Consider the following 21,354-nt stretch of genomic DNA (forward strand, 5'->3'; position numbering starts at 1 on the left):
GGTGGGGGCGAAAGGGGGGTGGGTCAGACGCGGATGACGTGTGGCCCGAGCAGCGAGTAGCGGTGGGCCTCGGCCGCCGGCAGCAGGGTGCTCGTCACGATCGTCTCCAGCGTGCCGATCTCGGCGAACCGGCAGAAGCTGACCGCTCCGAACTTGGTGTGCACGCCCGCGAACACGGTGCGGCGGGCGGCGCGGATCGCCTGGGTCTTGACCTCGCTGACGGCCGGGTCGGGGGTGGTGAGGCCGTGCTCGCGGGAGATGCCGTTGGCGCCGATGAACGCCAGGTCGACGACGAAGCCGGACAGCATCTTCGTCGTCCAGTGGTCGACGGTGGCGAGGGTGCCGGAGCGGACCCGGCCGCCCAGCAGCAGGACGGAGACGGTGTCGCTGCCGGCGAGGGCGCCCGCGACCGGCAGGGACGCGGTGACCACGGTCAGCGGCCGGTCCCGCGGGAGCGCCTCGGCGATGAGCTGCGGGGTGTAGCCCTCGTCGACGAAGACGGTCTCGGCGTCCCCGAGCAGGTCGGCCGCGGCGGCCGCGATCCGGCGCTTCTCGGGGACGTGGCTGGTGGCGCGGAAGGCGAGCGTCGTCTCGAACCCGGCGCTCTCCACGGGGTAGGCGCCGCCGTGGGTGCGGCGGAGCAGGCCGTGGTCCTCCAGGACGCGCAGGTCGCGCCGTACGGTCTCCTTGGCCACGCCCAGGTCGGCGGCGAGGGCGGTGACGTCGACCGAGCCGTCCCGCCGTGCGGCCAGCACGATCTCGCGCTGGCGTTCTTCCGCGGTTCTGGTCATGGCCGTCACCCGCCTTCCTGCTGTGCTGCCCGCTCGGGCCCTCGGTCGGGCCATGGGGGAAGTTCTACAGCGGGTGTTCCGCGGTGGCCAGGTCTGTTGCGGGCGTGATCCTGCCCGTCTGTGCCCGTTCGGTCTCGCGGAGGCGCGGAGTGCCGCGGGGAGGCCGTGGCCGTCCGCAGGTGCGTTGTGGCTGGTCGCGCCGTTCCCCGCGCCCCTGAGGGCGTTGTCCCACCGCTTCCGGGTCGTGCCCGGATGCCCGAGCGGGCGGGCCCGTTCTCTGCCCGCCCCCCGTATGTGACGACGTGTTTCGGTCAGTACGGCCAGATCGGCGGGTCCGTCGGGAAGTGGCCGCCGAGGTAGGCGTGTGCCTCGTTCTCCGGGTCCAGCTCGCCCTGCTCGGCGATGAGCTTCTCGGCCCAGGGCTCGGAGTCGTCCTGCGGCTCGTAGCCGAGTGCCCGGGCGGAGGTGAGGTCCCACCACAGGCGCGTGTTGGCGGAGGAGCCGTGGACGACGGTGTGGCCGACGTGCTCGGCGGTCAGGGCCGCGTGGAAGAGGCGGGCGCCGTCGGCGGGGCTCATCCACACCGAGAGCATGCGCACGCTGGTCGGCTCCGGGAAGCAGGAGCCGATCCGCACCGACACCGTCTCCAGGCCGTACTTGTCCCAGTAGAGCTGCGCCAGGTCCTCGCCGAAGCACTTGGACAGGCCGTAGAAGGTGTCCGGGCGGCGCGGGGTGTCGATCGGGATCAGGGGGTCGTCGCCCTGGGGGCGCGGGGTGTAGCCGACGGCGTGGTTGGAGGAGGCGAAGACGATCCGGCCGACGCCCTCCTCGCGGGCGGCCTCGTAGAGGTGGTAGGTGCCCTCGATGTTCGCCTTGAGGATCTTCTCGAAGGGGGCTTCCAGGGAGATGCCCGCGAGGTGGATGATCGCGTCGACGCCCCGCACCGCCTCGCGTACGGCGTCCTTGTCCCCGAGGTCCGCGATGATCGCGTCGGGCGCGCCCTCGACCGGGCGCAGGTCGAGCAGGCGCAGGTTATAGCCGTACTGGGGGAGCAAATCCCGCATCAGGGTGCCGAGGCCGCCGGCGGCGCCGGTGAGCAGGACGGTGCGGGGAGCGGGCATCCTCGGGTCTCCTTGATCGCCAGCAGTGCACATGGGCGCACGGCATTCATATGCGTGGACACGCTAAGGAGGGGAGGCGGAACCCGTCAAGTGTGCCGCGGAGGGGGCGAATCCGCTGGTGTGACGCGCGTGTGCGCGCTTGACCGGCGCCAAGACGGCACCTTAGCGTGGTGGTGTTCAGAAATGTAGACGCCAATCATGAATATGGAACCGGGAGAGCTTGTGACGCCAGCCCCTCTCGCCGCTCGACTCAACGTCCCCAGCGGGCCGCTGTTCTTCCCGGTCACCGCCTACGGACCCGACGGCTCCGTGGACCTCGACGCCTACCGCACGCATGTCCGGCGCGGGGTGGAGGCCGGAGCCGCCGCCGTGTTCGCCTGCTGCGGCACCGGCGAGTTCCACGCGCTGACGCCCGAGGAGTTCGAGGCCTGCGTACGGGCCGCCGTCGAGGCGGCCGAGGGGCGGGTGCCGGTCGTCGCGGGCGCCGGGTACGGCACCGCCCTCGCCGTGCGCTACGCCCGCCTCGCCGAGGCGGCCGGAGCGGACGGGCTGCTCGCCATGCCGCCGTACCTCGTCGTCGCCGGGCAGGAGGGGCTGCTGCGGCACTACCGGGAGGTCGCCGCCGCGACCGCCCTTCCGGTCGTCGTCTACCAGCGCGACAACGCCGTCTTCACCCCGGAGACGGTCGTCGAACTGGCCCGCACCGACGGCATCGTCGGCCTCAAGGACGGGCTCGGCGACCTCGACCTCATGCAGCGCATCGTCAGCGCCGTCCGCACCGAGGTCCCGGGCGACTTCCTCTACTTCAACGGCCTGCCGACGGCCGAGCAGACCCAGCTCGCCTACCGCGCCCTCGGCGTCACGCTCTACTCGTCCGCCGTGTTCTGCTTCGCGCCCGAACTCGCCCTCGCCTTCCACCAGGCCCTCAGGACCGGCGACGACACCACCGTGGAGAAGCTGCTGGACGGCTTCTTCCGCCCGTTCGTCGAACTGCGCGCCCAGGGCCGCGGCTACGCCGTCGCCCTGGTCAAGGCCGGCGTACGGCTGCGCGGACTGGACGTGGGGGAGGTCCGGCCCCCGCTGCACGAGCCGACGGAGGATCATGTCAAGCAGCTCGCCGAACTGATCGAACGCGGCTACGCGCTGCTGGAGGAGGCCAAGTGAAGGCGTCGGCATTCGTCTACCCCTGGGACGTCAACGGGGACCCGGAGGCGCCCGCGCGGATCGCCGCGCTCGGCGTGGCGCAGGTGACGCTCGCCGCCGCCTACCACTCCACCCGCGCGCTCACGCCCCGCCACCCGCGCCACCGCATCGTCACCGCCGAACACGCCGCCGTGCTCTACCCGGCGGACGACCGCTGGGACGGGCGGGAACTGCGCCCCTACGCGGCCGGCGACTGGGCGCCCGGCGACGCCTTCGGCCAGGCCGCCGCCGCGCTCGCCGACGCCGGCCTGGAGGTGCACACCTGGGTCGTCCTCGCCCACAACTCCCGCATGGGCGCGGAGCACCCGGACACCTCGGTCGTCAACGCCTACGGCGACCGCTACCCCTGGGCGCCCTGCATCGCGCAGCCCGCCACGCGCGCGTACCTGACCGACCTGGCGGCGGAGGCGGCCGTACGCCCCGGGGCGCGCGGCACCGAACTGGAGTCCCTCGGCTGGTACGGACTCCAGCATCTGCACGCCCACGACAAGACCGGCGGCGTCGGCCTCGGGGACGCCGGGCAGTACCTGATGGCGCTCTGCTTCTGCCCGTCCTGCCGGGAGGGCTACGGCCGGCACGGCCTGGACGCGGACCGGCTGGCCGCCGCCGTCCGGACCGCGCTGGAACCGGTCTGGCAGGGGGCGCCGTCCGACGGGGGCTGGCCGGGCATCGAGAAGCTCCTCGGGGAGACGCTCGCGAACACCACGCGCGCGTACCGCGACGAAACCGCCCGCACGCTCCAGGAGGAGGCGGTCGCGGCGGTCCGGGCGGCCGCGCCCGAGGGCTTCCAGGTGCTGCTGCACGCGGACCCGGTCTCGTACCACGTGGGCGCCAACCCCGGCGTGGACCCGGCGCACATCCTGTCCGTCGCGGACGGTGTGGTCGTCCCCTGCGCGGGCGGCACGGGCACGCTGACGCCGTTCGCGGAGCAGGGCCGGAAGGGCGCCGTCATCGCCGCCAACTTCACCGTCGTCTCCGGCATGGGCGGCAGCCCCGGCACCCTCGCCGCCGACGCCGCCGGGGCGCGGCGCCTCGGCGCCACCGAACTGCGGCTGTATCACGCCGGGCTGGCGTCCGACGGCGACCTGGAGACGGTCCGCTCCGCCCTCGCCGGGCTCTGAAACAGCCAGGCCGCCGTCACCAGCAGGCCCACGCCCAGGGCCACCAGCACCAGCCGGTGGCCCACCGGCCCGACCAGGGCCGCCCCGGCGGCCAGCCCGACCACGTTCGGCGCGTAGACGAGGGTGTGGGCCGTGGCGGTGACCCGGCCCAGCAGCGGGCCGGGCGTCTCGCGCTGCACCGAGGTCAGCGTGGCGATCAGCACGGCCGGCAGGCCCGCGCCGATCGCCGCGCCGCACACCAGCGCCGACGGGTCGTACGGCACCGCCCGCAGGGCCACCGCGAACGCCAGCAGGGCGATGCCGTACGCCGCGAAACGCCGCTCGCCCAGGCGGCGCAGGGCGGGACCGGAGAGCAGGCCGACGGCGACCGAACCGGCGCCCTGCACGGCATACAGCACACCGGCGTAGGCGGGGGAGCGCCCGAGATCGTCGACGACGGCGTACACCATCGCCCCGTTCAGGCCGGCGCACAGCATGGTGGCGCCGCCCGCCAGGACCAGAGGGCGCAGCATGGGGTGCGCCCCTATGTGGCGGACACCCTCGGCGGTCCGCCGCCGGTGGTTCCGGGCCGACGGCGCGGGCTTCGCCTCCCGGCCGCGCAGCAGCGCGTACAGCCCCGTGGCCAGCGCGAACGTCACCGCGTCCAGCAGTGCGACGCTCGCGCCGCCGTACGCCGCGTACAGGCCCGCGCCCGCCAGAGGGGCCAGCAGCTTCATGCCCTCGCCGGCCATCATGCGCAGACCGTTGAAGTCGCCGAGCAGGGACGGGTCGACGGCGGTCGCGACCAGGGCCGACTCGGCCGCGTCGTGGACGACACCCGCCGCCCCGTACACGAACAGCACCGTGTACAGCAGCCACAGGTCGCCCGGCGAGTCGACGCTCACGAGGGTGAGCAGCAGGGCGCCCAGGAGCAGGTTCACGCCGATCAGCAGCGGCTTGCGGCGGACCCGGTCGGCGAGCGTCCCCAGCAGCGGTCCGGCCAGGGTCGGCAGCCACATGGCGAGCAGGCACAGCGCGGCCAGGCCGTCCGAGCCGGTGAGGTCCTTCACCCACACACCGGACGCCAGCCACAGGGCCGAGGTGCCGAAGCCGGAGACCACCACCGCGCAGAGGTAGAGCCCGGAGTCGCGATCGCGCAGGACGCGGACGAGGGGCCACGTCGTCTTGGTCGTCATGCCTGGCCATGGTGCGGCTAAGGACCCGGGGAGCGGATCGGGCAGGTTCCTTAAGGAGCCGAAGGTCCTGCGGTCGGAGGCCCACTCCCTCCGGCGCTTCCTTCACGCCCCGACCTGGTCGGGAAATCGTGACAGCTGCGTATCGATCTTGTGTGTGACCGAGGTGATCCATGAGGTGGAGGAGGAGCGCTGGTGCGGCACATGAAAAAGTTGCGTCGTGACAGCTCTAGGGGGTGGCTCGGAGGGGCCGATTCGGCGGTCCCGACTTGCCGAGTACGCAGAGATGACCTTGAGGCCCGAGCCACCCGTGGCTCCGGGGCGGCAGTTGATCACCGAGAACTCCGGTTCTCACGAGGGGAATCGACCGGCTGAGCCGGATGGTGCTCCCCGACCGCCTGAGGCATCGGAGGCCGTCGAGGCGCCGGAGCCCGCCGAGGAGGAAGTGGCCCTTGGGCGAAGCGAGTTCGCCGTGCTGCTGGAGGCGTTCCGGGACGCGGCGGTGCTGGTGCCGCTGTACCACGGCGGCTGGCTCACCGCCGACTTCGGCGGGATCCGCTGGATCCTGGCCTTCTCCGACGAGTCGGCGCTGGCCCGGTACGCGCTCGCTCGGGACGAGGCCGACCGGGAGTGGACGTACCAAACGGTCCTGGGGGCACGGCTGTTGGATCTGGCGGTACCGAAGGCCGGTGTGCCGTGCGGAGTTGCTCTGGACGCGGCCGACGGTGCCGAACACGCGCTGCTGCTCCCGCCGGTGACCGGAATCGTGCCCGACGCGTTCGCAGTGGACCATGTACAGCAAGGAGGGACGCCTCGATGACGGGGGGCGCCGGCAACGGCGATGATCTGACGGCGATCGGTCTCGACGAGATCGCCAAGGGACTGACGGCGGCGCTGGGCGAGTTGAAAGAGCTCGGCATGGTCGGTGAGGCCGGCGCGGGCCGTGGCTTCGGAGACATCGCACTGTCCGGTCTGGAGCTGGGGGCGGAAGGCCTCACCGGCGCCTTCGGGTCCTTTTGCGAGCGGTGGGAGTGGGGCGTCCGTTCGCTGATCCAGGAGGGCAACGGGTTCGCGTTGAAGACGGGGCTCGCGGCCGGGACGTACTACGAGACCGACCAGTACGTCGCAGGAGCGATGAAGGTCGGCGTCAACTCGGTGATCGGCAATCCGCACGCCTCGGAGGACGAGATCACCGGCAAGGACTGGGGAGAGGTCTGGTCGGACAACCCGGTCACCCAGATCAGGGACGCCGACTACAGCAAGGAGTCCTTCGACCGGGCCTGGGAGACCAGCGCCCAGGGCTGGCGGGACGCGGGCCGGGACGTCATGACGTCGGAGAACCTGGCCGGCATGGGGTCGCTGGCGCCCGAGAACATCCGTGAGCGTTCGGGGATCTCAAAGGCCGCGTGGGAGCGGATGCTGGACGAGCAGTTCGGCCCCTCGCCGGAGGAGCGTGCCCGTACGCAGGGCGGCGGGGGTGAGGGCTGATGGGCGTCCTCGACGACCTCGGCAGCGGCCTGGGCAGAGTGAAGGACGGCGTCAACGACGGCCTGACCGCTCTCGAGGACGGTGTCGACGCCGGAAAGAAGGTCGTCGGCGAGGGCGTCGACTGGGGGACCGACCGGCTCGGTGACGGCCTTGACCGGGTCGGCCTGGAGGGTGCCGCGGACGCGGTCCAGGACTGGGGCGACGAGGTCGCGTCCGACCTCGGAGCCACACCGGGCGAGCAGCAGCTCGGCGGGACCGAGGAGGCCGACGAGCTGATCCACGGCAACCCCGAGAAGATCCGGAGCAGTGCCAAGCACCTGCGGGACTTCTCCGCCGCCTTCGACAAGGTCGGCTCGGGGATGAAGAAGGTCGACTCCTCCGCCTGGCGCGGCGAGGCCGGGGACACGTTCCGCGAGAAGTTCGGCGTCCACCCCTCGAAGTGGTTCCAGGCCGCCGACGCATGCGCCGCCGCCGCATCCGCGCTGGACGCCTATGCGGGCACGGTGAAGTGGGCGCAGCAGCAGGCGCAGGAGGCCATCGAGCTGTACGCGCGTGGCAAAAGCGCGTCCGAGAAGGCCATCGGGGAGTACAACCAGAAGGTCGACGCCTACAACGCCAAGGTGCGGGCGGACCAGGACCCCGGGCCCATGCCAGGGCCGTTCCAGGACCCCGGCAGGGAGACCATCCGGCAGGCGCGAGAGAAGCTGGCCCGAGCCCGCGCCCAACGGAACACCGCCGCCGGTGACGCCGAGGCGGACGTCAGAAAGGCCCTCGCCCACGCCCCGGCGGAGCCGCCGCCGCTGGACCGCCTGACCGGCAACGTGGTCGACGGCCTCGTGGCGACCGGCGTCGAGCTCAACCACTTCGTCGGCGGTGTCGTCAAAGGCACGGCGGGCCTGGTCAGCTTCGCCCGCGGCCTGAACCCGGTCGACCCCTACAACCTGACCCACCCGGCGGAGTACCTCCAGAACATCTCCCTGACGCTCTCCGGCCTGGTCTCGACCGCGGCCCACCCCGAGCGCGCGCTGAACGCAGCGGTGGAGGGCTTCAAGAAGGATCCGTCCGAATTCATCGGCCGCCTCGTACCCGAGCTCATCGGCACGAAGGGCGCGGGGCTGGCGCGGGGTGGTCTGCGCGCTGCGGTGAGGGAGGGGATGGAGACGGGAGCGGGAGCCGCGAAGGCCGTACCCAACGGTGCGAAGGTCGCGGACGAGGCCGCCGACGCGGCGCCCAAGAGTTGGAGCGACCTCGCACGGTCCACGGACCACGTCAAGGAAAAAGCCATCCATTACGACTCCGTGGACCCACAGAAGGCCCAGGAGTTTCTGGACAGCGAATATCCGTGGTTGAAGGACGTCAACAGTACCGATACTCCTGGCTATCGAGACAACTGCAGCCATAACGTCGTCTCCGTGGACCGCAGGCTGGACGGGGTCGAGGTGAGTGCGGCGCCCAAGCTGCAGCCGGATCACATTCCCCCGGAGCAACTCGGCCTCAAGGACAGGGCCAAGGGGCACTATGACATGGTCAAGAGCTACGATGACATCATCCGAGACCTCCAGGCGCGCGGAGAGGGTTCGAGAAGCGCCGTGTACGTGAGCCGACCCGACGGCAGCGCCCACGTCTTCAATGCCGTGAACACCAAGCACGGGGTCGTTTTCCTCGACGGGCAGTCAGGAACCCTCGGAATGCTGGAGAAAAATGTGTCATCGATCGGACACATTCCTTACCGCGATGGGAGCTCCTGAGTGCTGAGTCGTGACGAGGCCGTGGCGGCGGCCGCCGAATACCTGAAAACCAAGGCTTTCCCTGAGAAGCCCGATTCTGTAGTAATGCTGCCGGAAACAGCGATCCGGTTCCCTTACGGCTGGACCGTGCGCTTCGATTTCAAGGAACACATCGACACGGGCGACCCCACGCAGGCTCCGTTCACGTCGCTCATCGTGGTACCGCACGACGGCACCGATCCGCACTTCTCCCCGACCTACCTTCCGGCGGACAAGTACATGGAACTCCGCGCGACGGGTGAATGGCCCCATGGATGGCCGCCGAAGAGGGGGCACTGAGGGATGTCGAGTCCCGACCAGAGGGCAACCGCCTGGCTGAACGCCACCTACGGCGGCCTCGTGGGGCTGGCCGTCGGGCACCCCGTGCACGAAACGGCGGCCGCATGGCTGATGGCCTGCCGACCGCTGCCGCAGCCGGGGTTTCCGGAGACGCCGATGATGGCCGCGTCGGTCGTCGTCCCCAAGGACGGCGGGACCCCGTTCCACCCGGCGCCCAGTGCCCCACTCGCGGACCTGGAACCCGTGGCACCGGAAGACGCGGCTCGCCGGGTCGAGACGCAGCCCCGTCGGATCAACATCCGCGGATGTGTCGTGACTCTGCACTCCACGATCAACGGCGCCCCCTCCACCCCCCTGCCCTGGCAGCCGTCGGACGAGGCACCCGGCTGGTGGGACCGGCTCACGCGCCGCTACTTCCCCGAATTCACGCGAGTCGGGGTCGGCGACTGGGACGACGTGATCCGGGCGGTCACACAGACCGGGCCGGACACCCGTGGCCTGGTCTGGGTCCGCCGGGAGGTCGGTGGCCACGAGGCGACCGGCAACCTGCTCTACGCGCACAACCACAAGGGACAAGTGGTTCTCCTCGACGCGCTGACCTCCTCTCTGGCCCGCCTCGACTCGTCCCTGGTCCGTGAGCTCGTGCTGCTCCGCGCGCTGCCCGGCGCGTTCACGCCGCGCCTCACCCCGTGGGAGCACGCGGCGCCCGACTTCGCCTCCGCGGTCGACAAAGCACGCCGCTGGCTTCAGGACGCCTACCACGGCGAAGTGGAGCTCCACGCTCCGACGGCGCAGGACGAGACCACGCGCGGCTGGGTCTTCTCCTGCAACACGAGCCGTTTCCTGCGCGAAGGCCACTGGCGGGACTGCATGCTCGACGCGACGGTCGTGGTCCCCAAGGACGAGGCCGCACCCTTCGGCCTGCCCAACGCCGACCCGTGGGGCTGGCTCGCCCGGTGGGACGCGGGCGGCACCGTCGGAAGCGCGGACCTACCGAAGCCACCGTCTCCCGCCCGCGCCGCGTGGTTCGAGTCGACGCTCGCCGACCTCGGCCCCGTGCTGTCCGTGTCCGAGCACCAGGACTGGGCGGCGGCGGTCGAGGCGGCTTCCGCACTGCCCGTCGCGGCCCGCGCCCTGATCTGGGCTCGCCGTACGGACGGCCGGGGCCGCGAGGCCGTCGGCCAGCTGGTGAACGCGCTCCGCCTGGAGGACGGCGTCGTTCTGGTCGACGGCGCGTCGGGCGAGCCGGCCGTCCTGGACCCGACGGGCGTCCACCGGTTGCACGTCGTCCGGTACCGCTGAGGGACGTCCGGGCAGGCAGCGCCGACGAGCACCCGGCCTCCGATGGCCGGGGCGACGCGCGTCTCGCCCGGGCCGTCGGGGGGCGTCATCCCGACCGGTGGGCCGTCGCGCTACGCCCCATCCCACCGGCCGGCCCGTGCGACATGGGACCAGAGACGGGACGCGGGAAAGCGTCGGGCGGGCGATGAGTTCTGCGCCCGGTTCCGGTCTACCTTCCGGACGACACCCGGAGGAGCAGCCCCATGACCGACAGCACAACGGGCACGACCAGCCCGACCCTCGACCTCGGACCCCACGCGCAGGAACTGGCGCGCCTCGTCGCCGGCGTCACCGACGAGCAGCTGTCGGGCCCGACCCCCTGCCCCGAGTACCAGGTGCGCCACCTGCTCGGCCACCTGGCCGGGCTGGCCGTCGCCTTCCGTGACGCCGGCCGCAAGGACCTGGGTGTCACCACCGACACCAGCCCGCAGTCCGCGCTCCCGGACCTCGCGCCCGGCTGGCGTGAGGAGCTGCCCAACGTCCTCGCCGAACTGGCCGAGGCCTGGCGGGACCCGGCCGCTTGGACCGGCATGACCCGCGCCGGGGGCGTGGACCTGCCCGGCGAGATCGCGGGTCTCGTCGCCACCGACGAACTGGTCGTCCACGGCTGGGACCTGGCCCGCGCCACCGGTCAACGCTACGACCCCGACCCGGCCGCGCTCCGGGTCTGCCACGACTTCCTCGCGGCGTCCGTCGACGACCCCGACCGCGGCGCGATCTTCGGGCCCGTCGTCACGGTCGGGCCAGAGGCATCCCTGCTGGCCCGGGCGGTGGGGCTCAGCGGGCGGGATCCGGAGTGGGCGCCTCACCTGTAGAAAGCGATTGCTGTTTCTTTGCCGAAAGCATTGACGAACCCCACGCGCCCTCCTACCGTCATCGCGTCGTACTTCGTACGTCATATATGAGACGCGATACGCGAGATCCGATACGCGATCCACCGAGACGCGAGATCCGAGAGGCGCGCATGACCTCTGTGCCCACGCCGATCCCCTCCCGCACGCAGTACGTGCTGGAGGGGATCAAACACCGCATCCTCACCGGGCAGTTGACGCCGGGTCAGGCGCTGGTCGAGACCGAGCTCGCCGCGCAGTTCGGGGTGTCCAAGACCCCGGTGCGCGAGGCGCTGAAGACCCTCGCCGGGACCGGGCTGGTCGTGATGAGCCAGTACAAGGGCGTCACGGTGCGCATGGTGGACGCGGACATGGCGCGCGAGGTCTACGACGTGCGGCTGCTGCTGGAGCCGGAGGCGCTGAAGCGGGCCGTGCAGCGCGGCGCCTCCCTGGACGCCGCCCGCGAGGCGCTGACCCGGGCCGACGCCGCCACCGACACCGCCGAACGCTCCCTCGCCAACCGGGAGTTCCACCGCGCCCTGTACCTGCCCTGCGGCAACCCGCTGCTCGGCCGGATGCTCGACGAGGTCCGCGACCAGGCCGCCCTGGTCTCCGCCGTCGCCTGGGCCGCCTCGCCCTCCTGGGAGCGGGAGGCCGGCGAGCACCGCGAGATCCTCCGGCTCGCCCTCGACGGCGACGCCGACGGCGCGGCCCGCGCGCTCCACGGCCACATCGCGTCCTTCGTGCAGCGCGCGTTCCCCGAGGCAGCACTGGAACAGGAAGGTCAGGAATGAGCAGCGTGGCGTTCGAGACCCAGCGGGCGGCCCTGGCCGACGTGGTGGCGATCCCGGTGACCCCCTTCGCCGAGGACGGCTCCGTCGCGCCGGACACCTACCGGGCCCTGCTGCGCCGTCTGCTCGACGGCGGCATCACCACCCTCACCCCGAACGGCAACACCGGCGAGTTCTACGCCCTCACCCCCGAGGAGCGCCGGCTCGTCACGGAGCTGACCATCGACGAGGCCGGGGACCGGGCCGTCATCCTCGTCGGCGTCGGGCACGACATCCCGACCGCCGTCGCCTCGGCCCGGCACGCCCGGGAGCTCGGCGCCCAGATGGTGATGGTCCACCAGCCCGTCCACCCGTACGTCTCCCAGGCCGGCTGGGTCGACTACCACCGCGCCGTCGCCGAGGCCGTGCCCGAGCTGGGCGTCGTGCCGTACATCCGCAACGCGCAGCTCACCGGCGCCCGCCTCGCCGAACTCGCCGACGCCTGCCCGAACGTCATCGGCGTGAAGTACGCCGTCCCGGACGCCGCCAAGTTCGCCGCCTTCGCCCGGGACGCGGGCCTGGAGCGGTTCGTGTGGGTCGCCGGACTCGCCGAGCCGTACGCCCCCTCCTACTTCTCCGCGGGCGCCACCGGCTTCACCTCGGGGCTCGTCAACGTCGCCCCGGCCGTCTCCCTGAACATGATCGAGGCGCTGCGCTCCGGCGACTACCCGGCCGCGATGAAGGTCTGGGAGCAGATCCGCCGCTTCGAGGAACTGCGAGCGGCCAACGGCTCCGCGAACAACGTCACCGTCGTCAAGGAGGCCCTCGCCTCCCTCGGACTGTGCCGCCGCGAGGTCCGCCCACCGAGCCGGACCCTCCGGGAGGACGAGCGCGCCGAGGTCGCCGCGATCGCCGCGGGGTGGTCGATATGACCGGCCGACTGCGTCCCGAGGAGCTCCGGAGCCACCAGTGGTACGGCGTCGAGGGCCAGCTGCGCACCTGGTCGCACAACGCCCGGATGCGGCAGCTCGGTTACGAGGCCGAGGAGTACCAGGGCCGCCCGGTGATCGCCGTCCTGAACACCTGGTCCGACATCAACCCCTGCCACGTCCACCTGCGCGAGCGCGCCGAGGCGGTCAAGCGGGGCGTGTGGCAGGCCGGCGGCTTCCCGCTGGAGTTCCCGGTCGCCACGCTCTCCGAGACGTACCAGAAGCCGACCCCGATGCTCTACCGCAACCTCCTCGCGATGGAGACGGAGGAGCTGCTGCGGTCGTACCCGGTCGACGCGGCCGTGCTGCTCGGCGGCTGCGACAAGTCGACGCCCGCGCTGCTCATGGGCGCGGCCTCGGCCGACGTGCCGGCCCTCTTCGTGCCCGCCGGGCCGATGCTGCCGGGCCACTGGCGCGGCGAGACCCTCGGGTCCGGCACCGACATGTGGAAGTACTGGGACGAGCACCGCGCGGGCAACCTCACCGACTGCGAACTGCGGGAGCTGCAGGGCGGGTTGGCCCGGTCACCCGGTCACTGCATGACCATGGGGACCGCCTCCACGATGACCGCGGCGGCGGAGGCCCTCGGCATGACGCTGCCGGGCGCCTCCTCCATCCCGGCCGTCGACTCCGGGCACGAGCGGATGGCCGCCGCCTCCGGGCGCCGCGCCGTGGAACTCGCCTGGACCGCGCTCAAGCCGTCCCGGATCCTCACCCGCGAGGCTTTCGAGGACGCCGTCACCACCGTGCTCGGGCTCGGCGGCTCCACCAACGCCGTCATCCACCTGATCGCGATGGCGGGCCGCGCCGGCGTCCGGCTCACCCTCGACGACTTCGACCGCATCGCCCGCACCGTGCCGGTGCTCGCCAACGTCCGGCCCGGCGGACAGACGTACCTCATGGAGGACTTCCACTTCGCCGGAGGCCTCCCGGCCTTCCTCTCGCGGATCACCGACCTGCTGCACCTGGACCGGCCCACCGTCAACGGCACCCTGGGCGAGCAGCTCGCGGGCGCCGTCGTCCACGACGACGACGTCATCCGCACCCGCGAGAACCCGGTCGCCGCCGAGGGCGGGGTCGCCGTGCTGCGCGGCAACCTCTGCCCCGACGGCGCCGTCATCAAGCACATCGCCGCCGAGCGTCACTTGCTCAAGCACACCGGTCCCGCGGTCGTCTTCGACGACTACAAGACCATGCAGCGCACGATCAACGACCCCGCGCTGGACATCACCGCCGACAGCGTGCTGGTGCTGCGCAACGCCGGACCCAAGGGCGGCCCCGGCATGCCCGAGTACGGCATGCTGCCGATCCCCGACCGCCTGCTGAAGCAGGGCGTGCGGGACATGGTCCGGATCTCCGACGCCCGGATGAGCGGCACCAGCTACGGCGCGTGCGCGCTGCACATCGCGCCCGAGTCGTACGTCGGCGGGCCGCTGGCCCTGGTCCGCACCGGTGACTCGATCACCCTGGACGTCGAGGCCAGGACCCTCCAGCTCAACGTGGACGACGAGGAGCTGGAGCGCCGGAGGGCGGAGTGGACACCGCCGCCCGCCCGGTACGAGCGCGGCTACGGCGCGCTCTACAACGAGCAGATCACGCAGGCCGACACCGGCTGCGACTTCGAGTTCCTCGCCCGCCCGGGCCGCGTCGCCGACCCGTACGCGAGCTGAACGGCCGCACCGCCCACGCACCTCCGCACCACCCACGCACCTCAGCACGACCCCGGCACGACCCTGCCCAGGGAGAAAGCGCTTCCCGCGCACGTACCGAGCACGACGTACCACGACGTACTGAGAACGGAGAACAGTCATGGCCCAAGCCGCAGCCGTGGCGAAACCGCCCGCGCCACCCCGGCGGCGCCGTGCCTCCGCCACCCCGCGCAGGCTCCCGTACCTGCTGATCGCGCCGGCCGCCCTGCTCATGCTGGGCTTCATCGCCTACCCGGTCGTCAGCGTCTTCTACTACAGCCTGCAGAACTACAACCCCACCAAGCCGTGGCGGAACGGATTCGCGGGCTTCGACAACTTCGTCCACGCCTTCACCGAGGACCCGGTCTTCTGGGACACCCTGGTCTTCAGCGCCAAGTGGGTCGTCGTCGAGGTCGGACTCCAGCTGCTGTTCGGTCTCGCGCTGGCCCTCATCGTCAACCAGACCTTCGTGGGCCGGGGCCTGGGACGCGCCCTGGTCTTCTCCCCGTGGGCCGTCTCCGGCGTGCTCACCTCCGCGATCTGGGTGCTGCTCTACAACTCCCAGACGGGCATCACCCGCTACCTCGCGGACCTGGGCATCGGCTCCTACGGCACGAGCTGGCTCTCGGACACCTCCACCGTCTTCCCGGCGGCGATCGTGGCCGACCTGTGGCGCGGAGTGCCGTTCTTCGCGATCCTCATCCTCGCCGACCTCCAGTCCGTCTCCAAGGACCTCTACGAGGCCGCCGAGGTCGACGGGGCCAGCCGGATCAAGCAGTTCTGGCACATCACGCTGCCGCACCTGAAGGACGCCATCATCCTCTCCACGCTGCTGCGCGCGGTGTGGGAGTTCAACAACGTCGACCTGCTCTACACCCTGACCGGCGGCGGACCCGCGGGCGAGACGACCACCCTGCCGCTGTACATCGCCAACACCTCCGTCGACGCCCACAACTTCGGCTACGCGTCGGCCCTGACCACGGTGGCGTTCGTGATCCTGCTCTTCTGCTCGATGGTCTACCTGCGGCTGAGCAAGTTCGGAGGCGAGAGCAAGTGAGCGTCAAGGAAGCGACCAAGACGGCGCCCGCCCCCGTGCGCGCCACCCCCGAACCGCCGCGACCGGCGAAGCGCAACCGGGCCTGGGACGAGGCACCCCGCTGGCAGATCTACCTGCCCCTGGGCATCTACCTGGTCTTCACCCTCATCCCCTTCTACTGGATCCTGCTGTTCGCCCTGCGCCCGGCCGGCTCGACGTCGCTGGTGCCCTGGCCGATGACCTTCGACCACTTCGAGAAGGTGTGGACGGAGCGCAGCTTCGGCACCTACTTCGCCAACAGCGTGCTCGTCGGCGTCGCCACCCTGGTCATGACGACCCTCGTCGCCCTGGCCGGCGGCTACGCCCTCGCCCGGTTCGACTTCAAGATCAAGCGGGCGTTCATGCTGGGCCTGCTCTGCTCCCAGTTCGTACCGGGCGCGCTGCTGCTGGTCCCGCTGTTCGAGATCTTCGCCGAACTCCAGATGATCAACAGCCTCGGCAGTGTCATCCTCGCCGAGACGGTCTTCCAGCTGCCGCTGTCGATGATCCTGATCAGCAACTTCATCAAGAACGTGCCGTACTCCCTGGAGGAGGCGGCCTGGGTGGACGGCTGCAACCGCATGACGGCCTTCCGGATCGTGGTGCTGCCGCTGCTGCGGCCCGGCCTGATCGCCGTCGGCTCCTTCGCCTTCGTGCACTCCTGGAACCACTTCCTGTTCGCCCTGATGTTCCTCAACAACCAGGACAAGCAGACCATCCCGGTCGGCCTGAACACCCTGATGAGCGCGGACAGCGTCGACCTGGGCGCCCTGGCGGCGGGCGGCATCATCGCGGCCGTGCCGGTCGTGATCGTCTTCGCCTTCATCCAGAAGTGGCTGATCACCGGCTTCAGCGCGGGGGCGGTGAAGGGATGAGACTCGGACGACTGGCCGTCACGGCGGGCCTGTTGGGGGTGCTCTGCGTCCCGGCCCACGCCGAGGCCCGGGACATCGGCCGCGACACCCTCCCCGCCGACGACGGCTGGGCCTCCGAGGGACAGGGCACCACCGGGGGCGCGGCCGCCGACGCCGACCACGTCCACACGGTGACCGACCGGGCCGGTCTCGTCCGCGCCCTGGACGGCGGCAGCGACACCCCGAAGATCATCAGGATCGCCGGGACCATCGACGCCAACACCGACGACGAGGGCGACCGCCTGGACTGCGCCGACTACGCCACCGGCGGCTACAGCCTGAAGAAGTACCTCGCCGCCTACGACCCGCGCACCTGGGGCGCCGCCAAGCCCAGCGGCCCGCAGGAGGAGGCCCGCAAGGCCTCCGCCGCCCGGCAGGCCGAGCGGATCGTGCTGCCCGTCGGCTCCAACACCACGATCGTCGGCCTCGGCGACTCGGCGGTCCTCAAGGGCGCCGCCCTCCAGGTGCGCGACGCGGACAACGTGATCATCCGGAACCTCGAACTGCGCGACGCCTACGACTGCTTCCCCGTCTGGCAGCCCAACACCGGCGGCCTCGGCGACTGGAAGGCCGCCTACGACAACCTCTGGCTGGCCGGCGCCACCCATGTGTGGATCGACCACATCACCGCCTCCGACAAGGGCCACCCCGACGCGAAGGAACCCACCCACTTCGCCCGCAACTACCTCCGCCACGACGGCCTGCTCGACATCACCAACGGCTCCGACCTCGTCACCGTCTCCTGGAGCCGGTTCACCGACCACGACAAGGCGATGCTGATCGGCAACGGCGACACCGCCACCGGCGACCGCGGGAAACTCCGCGTCACCCTGCACCACAACGCCTTCGAATCGGTCGTCCAGCGCGCCCCGCGCGTCCGCTTCGGCCAGGTGCACCTCTACAACAACCGCTACGACATCACCGACGGCGACTACCGCTACTCCCTCGGCGTCTCCACCGAGTCGGGGATCCACGCCGAGAACAACGCCTTCCACGCGCCCGGCCACGTGGAGGTCGCCGACCTCGTCAAGAGCTGGAACGGCAGCGCCCTGCACCAGGAGGGCACGCTCTTCAACGGCTTTCCGGTTGACCTGCTCATGATCTACAACGCCTACAACTCCGGCAGCGAGCGCGATCTGACGGCCGACGTCGGCTGGACGCCCGTCCTGCACGGGCCGATCGACAGCGCCGCCACGGCCGACCGGGCGGTGGCCCGCGGCGCGGGAGCGGGGAGGATCCCATGACCGGCCGCATGATCGACGCCATGAACACACCTGTGCCCGTCGTCCTCGCCGGTGCCCGCGGTCACGGCCGCTGGCACGTGGAGAACATCCGCCGCCTGCAGCACAAGGGCCTCGTCCGGCTGGTCGGCGTCTGCGAGCTGACGCCGCTGACCGAGGACGAACTCGGCGACCTCGGCACCCCCGAGCAGTCCGCCGACTTCGGCGCCCTGCTGGACTCCACCGGCGCCCGGATCGCCGTGATCTGCACCCCGATCCCGACCCACACCGACCTCGCGCTCACCGCGGCCGAACGGGGCGTGCACCTCCTCCTGGAGAAGCCGCCCGCCCCCTCGTACGCGGAGTTCCGCCGGATGGCCGACGGGGTAGCCGCGGCCGGAGTCGTCTGCCAGATCGGCTTCCAGTCACTGGGCTCCCACGCCCTGCCCGCCGTCCGCGAACTGGTCGGCCAGGGCGCGATCGGGCAACTGGTCGGGCTCGGCGGAGCCGGGGCGTGGGTACGGGACGAGGACTACTTCCGGCGGGCCCCCTGGGCGGGCAAGCGGCGGATGAACGGCGTCGACGTGATCGACGGGGCGCTGACCAACCCCCTCGCGCACGCCGTCGCCACCGCGCTCGCCCTCGGCGGCAGCACCCGCGCCGAGGACGTCACCGCCATCGAGACCGAGCTGCTGCGCGCCAACGCCATCGAGTCCGACGACACCTCCTGCGTCCGGATCACCACCGCGCAGGGCCACCCGGTCACCGTCGCCGCCACCCTGTGCGCCGAGCAGGCGGACGAGCCGTACGTGCTGGTGCACGGCAGCAGCGGCCGCATCACCTTCTGGTACAAGCAGGACCGCGTGCTGCTCCAGCGCGCGGGGCACGGCCCGGAGGAGTTCGAGCACGGCCGCACCGACCTGCTGGAGAACCTCGTCGACCACCTCACCACCGGCGCCGCCCTGCTGGTCCCGCCCGACGAGACCGGCGCCTTCATGAAGGTCGTGGAGGCCATCCGCACCGCTCCCGACCCGGCGCCGCTGCCGGACACCGCCTGGCACCGGATCCCCGGCGAGAACCGCCGCGTGGTGCCCGGCATCGACGGACTCGTCGCGGCCGCCGCCGACACCCTCTCCCTCTACTCCGAACTCGGCGCCCCCTGGGCCACGGAGCACCTGTCGAAAGAGGTGAGCACCAGATGACCAGCAGCAGCGACACCGCGGTCCTGCGCGTCGCGGGCCGGCCGGTCGGCCGGTACGTCACCCGGCCCGAGCTGCCGGGCCGGCTCTCCCCCCGGCCCTATCTGCACCCCGTCACCACCCTGGCCGGCACGGCGGTCACCGAACTGAGCCCCGCCGACCACGCGCACCACCTCGGCGTCGGTGTCGCCGTTCCCGACGTCGAGGGGTCCAACTTCTGGGGCGGACGCACCTACGTCCGCGACCAGGGCCCGACCGAGCTGGACAACCACGGCTCCCAGCGGCACGTCGCCTTCCAGCTGCGCGACCCGGACGGCTTCGTGGAGGAGCTGCGCTGGGTCGCCGCGGGCGGCGAACTGCTGCGCGAGCGCCGCACGGTCGCGGCCACCGAACTCACCGACCAGGCCTGGGCGCTGGACCTCACCTTCTCCCTCACCAACGTCACGAAGAGCCCGCTGTCGATCGGCAGCCCCGCGACCAACGGCCGCCCGGGCGCGGCCTACGGCGGCTTCTTCTGGCGGGCCCGCAAGGAGGCCGCCGCGCCGGAGGTCTTCACGGCCGACACCGAGGGCGAGGCCGGGGCACACGGCAGGCGCGCCGACTGGCTCGCCCTGGCCGGGGCCGGCTGGACGCTGGTCTTCGCCGGGGCAACCGAACAGACCCGGCGCGACCCGTGGTTCGTGCGCACCGAGGAGTACCCCGGCGTCGGCTCCTCGCTGGCGCACGACGAGCGGCTGCCGATCCCGCCGGGCGAGACCGTCGTCCGCCGGGTGGTCACCGTCGTCGCCGACGGCCGCCTCGGCCGGGACGCCGCCGCGGCCCTCGTCCGCAAGGCGGTGAGCCCGTGACCGCCGAGACGACCGGGGACACCTACACCAACCCCGTCCTCGACGCCGACTGGTCCGACCCCGACGTCGTGCGCGTCGGCGACGACTTCTACCTGACCGCCTCCAGCTTCGGCCGCGCCCCCGGCCTGCCCCTGCTGCACTCCCGCGACCTGGTCGACTGGACCCTGGTCGGCCACGCCCTCGAACGCCTCGAACCGGCCGCGGCGTTCGCCACGCCCCGGCACGACTGCGGCGTCTGGGCCCCGTCCCTCCGCTACCACGACGAACGCTTCTGGATCTTCTGGGGCGACCCCGACCAGGGCATCTTCCAGGTCAACGCCCCACAGATCAGGGGCCCCTGGACCCGCCCGCACCTGCTGAAGGCGGGCAAGGGCCTGATCGATCCCTGCCCCCTGTGGGACGAGGAGACCGGCGAGGCCTACCTGGTCCACGCCTGGGCCAAGTCCCGCTCCGGCATCAAGAACCGGCTCACCGGCCACCGGATGCGCCCCGACGGCACCGAACTCCTCGACGAGGGCAAGGTGATCGTCGACGGCGACCGGATACCCGGCTGGTTCACCCTCGAAGGGCCCAAGCTCTACCGGCACGACGGCTGGTTCTGGATCTTCGCCCCGGCCGGGGGAGTGGAGACCGGCTGGCAGGGCGCCTTCCGCTCGCGCGGCTTCTTCGGGCCGTACGAGGAGCGGATCGTCCTGGAGCAGAAGGACACCGACGTCAACGGCCCCCACCAGGGCGGCTGGGTGCGCACCCCGTCGGGCGAGGACTGGTTCCTGCACTTCCAGCAGCGCGGCCCCTACGGCCGGGTCGTCCACCTCCAGCCGATGTGCTGGGGCCCGGACGGCTGGCCCGTGCTCGGGGACGACGGCGCCCCCGTCACCGCACACCGCCGCCCCGCCCTGCCGCCGCAGCCGCCCGCCGCGCCGGCCACCGACGACGACTTTCCCGGCGGACGGTTCGGCCGCCAGTGGCAGTGGACGGCCAACCCCGGCGAAGGCTGGGCCACCCAGCACTCCGGGGACGGGCTGCGCCTGACCTGCGTCCGCTCGGCCGACGCGCACGACCTGCGCAGACTCCCGAACGTCCTCACCCAGCGGCTGCCCGGCAAGCCCTGCGCGGCCGAGGTGGAGCTGCGGCTCGACAGCGACGAGCCGGGCGCGCGGGCGGGGCTCGCGGTGCTCGGGGACGCGTTCTCCTGGATCGGGCTCCAGCGGGGCGCCGACGGGGCCGTGCACCTCGTGCACCGGTTCGCGGAGGGCGTCGCCGAACGGGAACGGGACGCCGACCACGCCCGGCTCGCCCCCGACGGCCGGGCCCGGCTGCGGATCGAGATCGGCGCCGGCGCGCGCTGCCGCTTCTCGGCCGACACCGGCGACGGCTTCCGGCCGTCCGGCCCGGTCTTCGCCGCCACCCCCTGGCGCTGGGTCGGCGCCCTGCTCGGCCTGTTCGCCCTCGCGCCCGCCGGAGGCGGGCACGCCGGAGCCGCGACCTTCACGCGGTTCAGAGTCACGCCCTCATAAG

20 protein-coding genes are annotated in these 21,354 nt (G+C 71.9%); 17 read left to right on the plus strand and 3 right to left on the minus strand.

The annotated features are described in order from the left end of the window. Window positions 1-23: 23 nt before the first annotated feature. Both ABZ948_RS10575 and ABZ948_RS10580 read right to left on the minus strand, forming a co-directional pair. On the minus strand, window positions 24-791 hold the full coding sequence (locus ABZ948_RS10575) for a DeoR/GlpR family DNA-binding transcription regulator (RefSeq protein ID WP_359758535.1): 768 nt from the start codon (window positions 789-791) through the stop codon (window positions 24-26). 311 nt (window positions 792-1,102) lie between these two features. Beyond that, on the minus strand, window positions 1,103-1,912 hold the full coding sequence (locus tag ABZ948_RS10580; RefSeq protein ID WP_359758536.1) for an NAD-dependent epimerase/dehydratase family protein: 810 nt from the start codon (window positions 1,910-1,912) through the stop codon (window positions 1,103-1,105). A gap of 222 nt (window positions 1,913-2,134) precedes the next feature. On the opposite strand from ABZ948_RS10580, the gene ABZ948_RS10585 reads away from it, so the two are divergent. Both ABZ948_RS10585 and ABZ948_RS10590 read left to right on the plus strand, forming a co-directional pair. Continuing rightward, window positions 2,135-3,076 carry a 5-dehydro-4-deoxyglucarate dehydratase gene (locus ABZ948_RS10585; RefSeq protein ID WP_359758537.1) on the plus strand — a complete coding sequence of 314 codons (942 nt, stop codon included), beginning with the start codon at window positions 2,135-2,137 and terminating at the stop codon, window positions 3,074-3,076. After that, window positions 3,073-4,236 carry a hypothetical protein gene (locus tag ABZ948_RS10590; protein ID WP_359758538.1) on the plus strand — a complete coding sequence of 388 codons (1,164 nt, stop codon included), beginning with the start codon at window positions 3,073-3,075 and terminating at the stop codon, window positions 4,234-4,236. Before ABZ948_RS10585 ends, ABZ948_RS10590 begins: the two co-directional genes overlap by 4 nt. Here the strand turns inward: ABZ948_RS10590 and ABZ948_RS10595 are convergent. After that, complete coding sequence (locus tag ABZ948_RS10595; protein ID WP_359758539.1) at window positions 4,173-5,411, minus strand: MFS transporter; 1,239 nt, start codon at window positions 5,409-5,411, stop codon at window positions 4,173-4,175. The genes ABZ948_RS10590 and ABZ948_RS10595 overlap by 64 nt on opposite strands. 442 nt (window positions 5,412-5,853) lie before the next feature. Between ABZ948_RS10595 and ABZ948_RS10600 the strand changes: the two genes are divergently transcribed. The 15 genes from ABZ948_RS10600 (at window position 5,854) to ABZ948_RS10670 (ending at window position 21,353) form a co-directional block, all read left to right on the plus strand. Beyond that, the gene (locus tag ABZ948_RS10600; protein ID WP_359758540.1) at window positions 5,854-6,228 is read left to right on the plus strand and encodes an SseB family protein; all 375 of its coding nucleotides are present in this window, start codon (window positions 5,854-5,856) and stop codon (window positions 6,226-6,228) included. Next, window positions 6,225-6,896, plus strand: coding sequence for a hypothetical protein (locus ABZ948_RS10605; RefSeq protein WP_359758541.1), 672 nt, complete (start codon window positions 6,225-6,227; stop codon window positions 6,894-6,896). The genes ABZ948_RS10600 and ABZ948_RS10605 overlap by 4 nt, the downstream gene beginning before the upstream one ends. Continuing rightward, the gene (locus ABZ948_RS10610; RefSeq protein WP_359758542.1) at window positions 6,896-8,644 is read left to right on the plus strand and encodes a putative T7SS-secreted protein; all 1,749 of its coding nucleotides are present in this window, start codon (window positions 6,896-6,898) and stop codon (window positions 8,642-8,644) included. The genes ABZ948_RS10605 and ABZ948_RS10610 overlap by 1 nt, the downstream gene beginning before the upstream one ends. After that, window positions 8,645-8,962 carry a YrhB domain-containing protein gene (locus tag ABZ948_RS10615; protein WP_037756979.1) on the plus strand — a complete coding sequence of 106 codons (318 nt, stop codon included), beginning with the start codon at window positions 8,645-8,647 and terminating at the stop codon, window positions 8,960-8,962. It abuts the gene before it with no gap. A gap of 3 nt (window positions 8,963-8,965) precedes the next feature. Beyond that, complete coding sequence (locus ABZ948_RS10620; protein ID WP_359758543.1) at window positions 8,966-10,264, plus strand: YrhB domain-containing protein; 1,299 nt, start codon at window positions 8,966-8,968, stop codon at window positions 10,262-10,264. 242 nt (window positions 10,265-10,506) lie between these two features. After that, the gene (locus ABZ948_RS10625; protein WP_037756976.1) at window positions 10,507-11,118 is read left to right on the plus strand and encodes a TIGR03086 family metal-binding protein; all 612 of its coding nucleotides are present in this window, start codon (window positions 10,507-10,509) and stop codon (window positions 11,116-11,118) included. Between the two features lie 149 nt (window positions 11,119-11,267). Beyond that, window positions 11,268-11,927, plus strand: a complete 660-nt coding sequence (locus ABZ948_RS10630; RefSeq protein WP_359758544.1) for a GntR family transcriptional regulator — start codon at window positions 11,268-11,270, stop codon at window positions 11,925-11,927. Then, the gene (locus ABZ948_RS10635; protein ID WP_359758545.1) at window positions 11,924-12,835 is read left to right on the plus strand and encodes a dihydrodipicolinate synthase family protein; all 912 of its coding nucleotides are present in this window, start codon (window positions 11,924-11,926) and stop codon (window positions 12,833-12,835) included. The genes ABZ948_RS10630 and ABZ948_RS10635 overlap by 4 nt, the downstream gene beginning before the upstream one ends. Then, the gene (gene araD, locus ABZ948_RS10640; protein ID WP_359758546.1) at window positions 12,832-14,562 is read left to right on the plus strand and encodes an L-arabinonate dehydratase; all 1,731 of its coding nucleotides are present in this window, start codon (window positions 12,832-12,834) and stop codon (window positions 14,560-14,562) included. Before ABZ948_RS10635 ends, araD begins: the two co-directional genes overlap by 4 nt. 139 nt (window positions 14,563-14,701) lie before the next feature. Next, window positions 14,702-15,637 carry a carbohydrate ABC transporter permease gene (locus tag ABZ948_RS10645; RefSeq protein ID WP_359758547.1) on the plus strand — a complete coding sequence of 312 codons (936 nt, stop codon included), beginning with the start codon at window positions 14,702-14,704 and terminating at the stop codon, window positions 15,635-15,637. After that, window positions 15,634-16,530: a carbohydrate ABC transporter permease gene (locus ABZ948_RS10650; protein WP_359758548.1), complete on the plus strand. Its 897-nt coding sequence runs from the start codon at window positions 15,634-15,636 to the stop codon at window positions 16,528-16,530. The genes ABZ948_RS10645 and ABZ948_RS10650 overlap by 4 nt, the downstream gene beginning before the upstream one ends. Then, a complete protein-coding gene (locus ABZ948_RS10655) occupies window positions 16,527-17,813 on the plus strand; it encodes a pectate lyase family protein (protein WP_359758549.1) in 1,287 nt (428 codons plus the stop codon). Before ABZ948_RS10650 ends, ABZ948_RS10655 begins: the two co-directional genes overlap by 4 nt. Next, window positions 17,810-18,991, plus strand: coding sequence for a Gfo/Idh/MocA family protein (locus tag ABZ948_RS10660; protein WP_359758550.1), 1,182 nt, complete (start codon window positions 17,810-17,812; stop codon window positions 18,989-18,991). The genes ABZ948_RS10655 and ABZ948_RS10660 overlap by 4 nt, the downstream gene beginning before the upstream one ends. Beyond that, a complete protein-coding gene (locus tag ABZ948_RS10665) occupies window positions 18,988-19,836 on the plus strand; it encodes a DUF6807 domain-containing protein (RefSeq protein WP_359758551.1) in 849 nt (282 codons plus the stop codon). Before ABZ948_RS10660 ends, ABZ948_RS10665 begins: the two co-directional genes overlap by 4 nt. Then, window positions 19,833-21,353: a glycoside hydrolase family 43 protein gene (locus tag ABZ948_RS10670; RefSeq protein WP_359758552.1), complete on the plus strand. Its 1,521-nt coding sequence runs from the start codon at window positions 19,833-19,835 to the stop codon at window positions 21,351-21,353. The genes ABZ948_RS10665 and ABZ948_RS10670 overlap by 4 nt, the downstream gene beginning before the upstream one ends. Window position 21,354 lies beyond the last annotated feature (1 nt).

The organism is Streptomyces olindensis (assembly GCF_040645895.1).
Taxonomy (GTDB): Bacteria; Actinomycetota; Actinomycetes; order Streptomycetales; family Streptomycetaceae; genus Streptomyces; species Streptomyces olindensis.

Coding starts and splice junctions, on each gene's coding strand:
- ABZ948_RS10645 (WP_359758547.1), top strand. CDS start 14,702: ATGGCCCAAGCCGCAGCCGTGGCGAAACCGCCCGCGCCACCCCGGCGG.
- ABZ948_RS10655 (WP_359758549.1), top strand. CDS start 16,527: ATGAGACTCGGACGACTGGCCGTCACGGCGGGCCTGTTGGGGGTGCTC.
- ABZ948_RS10610 (WP_359758542.1), top strand. CDS start 6,896: ATGGGCGTCCTCGACGACCTCGGCAGCGGCCTGGGCAGAGTGAAGGAC.
- ABZ948_RS10605 (WP_359758541.1), top strand. CDS start 6,225: ATGACGGGGGGCGCCGGCAACGGCGATGATCTGACGGCGATCGGTCTC.
- ABZ948_RS10580 (WP_359758536.1), bottom strand. CDS start 1,912: ATGCCCGCTCCCCGCACCGTCCTGCTCACCGGCGCCGCCGGCGGCCTC.
- ABZ948_RS10575 (WP_359758535.1), bottom strand. CDS start 791: ATGACCAGAACCGCGGAAGAACGCCAGCGCGAGATCGTGCTGGCCGCA.
- ABZ948_RS10625 (WP_037756976.1), top strand. CDS start 10,507: ATGACCGACAGCACAACGGGCACGACCAGCCCGACCCTCGACCTCGGA.
- ABZ948_RS10635 (WP_359758545.1), top strand. CDS start 11,924: ATGAGCAGCGTGGCGTTCGAGACCCAGCGGGCGGCCCTGGCCGACGTG.
- araD (WP_359758546.1), top strand. CDS start 12,832: ATGACCGGCCGACTGCGTCCCGAGGAGCTCCGGAGCCACCAGTGGTAC.
- ABZ948_RS10660 (WP_359758550.1), top strand. CDS start 17,810: ATGACCGGCCGCATGATCGACGCCATGAACACACCTGTGCCCGTCGTC.
- ABZ948_RS10665 (WP_359758551.1), top strand. CDS start 18,988: ATGACCAGCAGCAGCGACACCGCGGTCCTGCGCGTCGCGGGCCGGCCG.
- ABZ948_RS10630 (WP_359758544.1), top strand. CDS start 11,268: ATGACCTCTGTGCCCACGCCGATCCCCTCCCGCACGCAGTACGTGCTG.
- ABZ948_RS10620 (WP_359758543.1), top strand. CDS start 8,966: ATGTCGAGTCCCGACCAGAGGGCAACCGCCTGGCTGAACGCCACCTAC.
- ABZ948_RS10595 (WP_359758539.1), bottom strand. CDS start 5,411: ATGACGACCAAGACGACGTGGCCCCTCGTCCGCGTCCTGCGCGATCGC.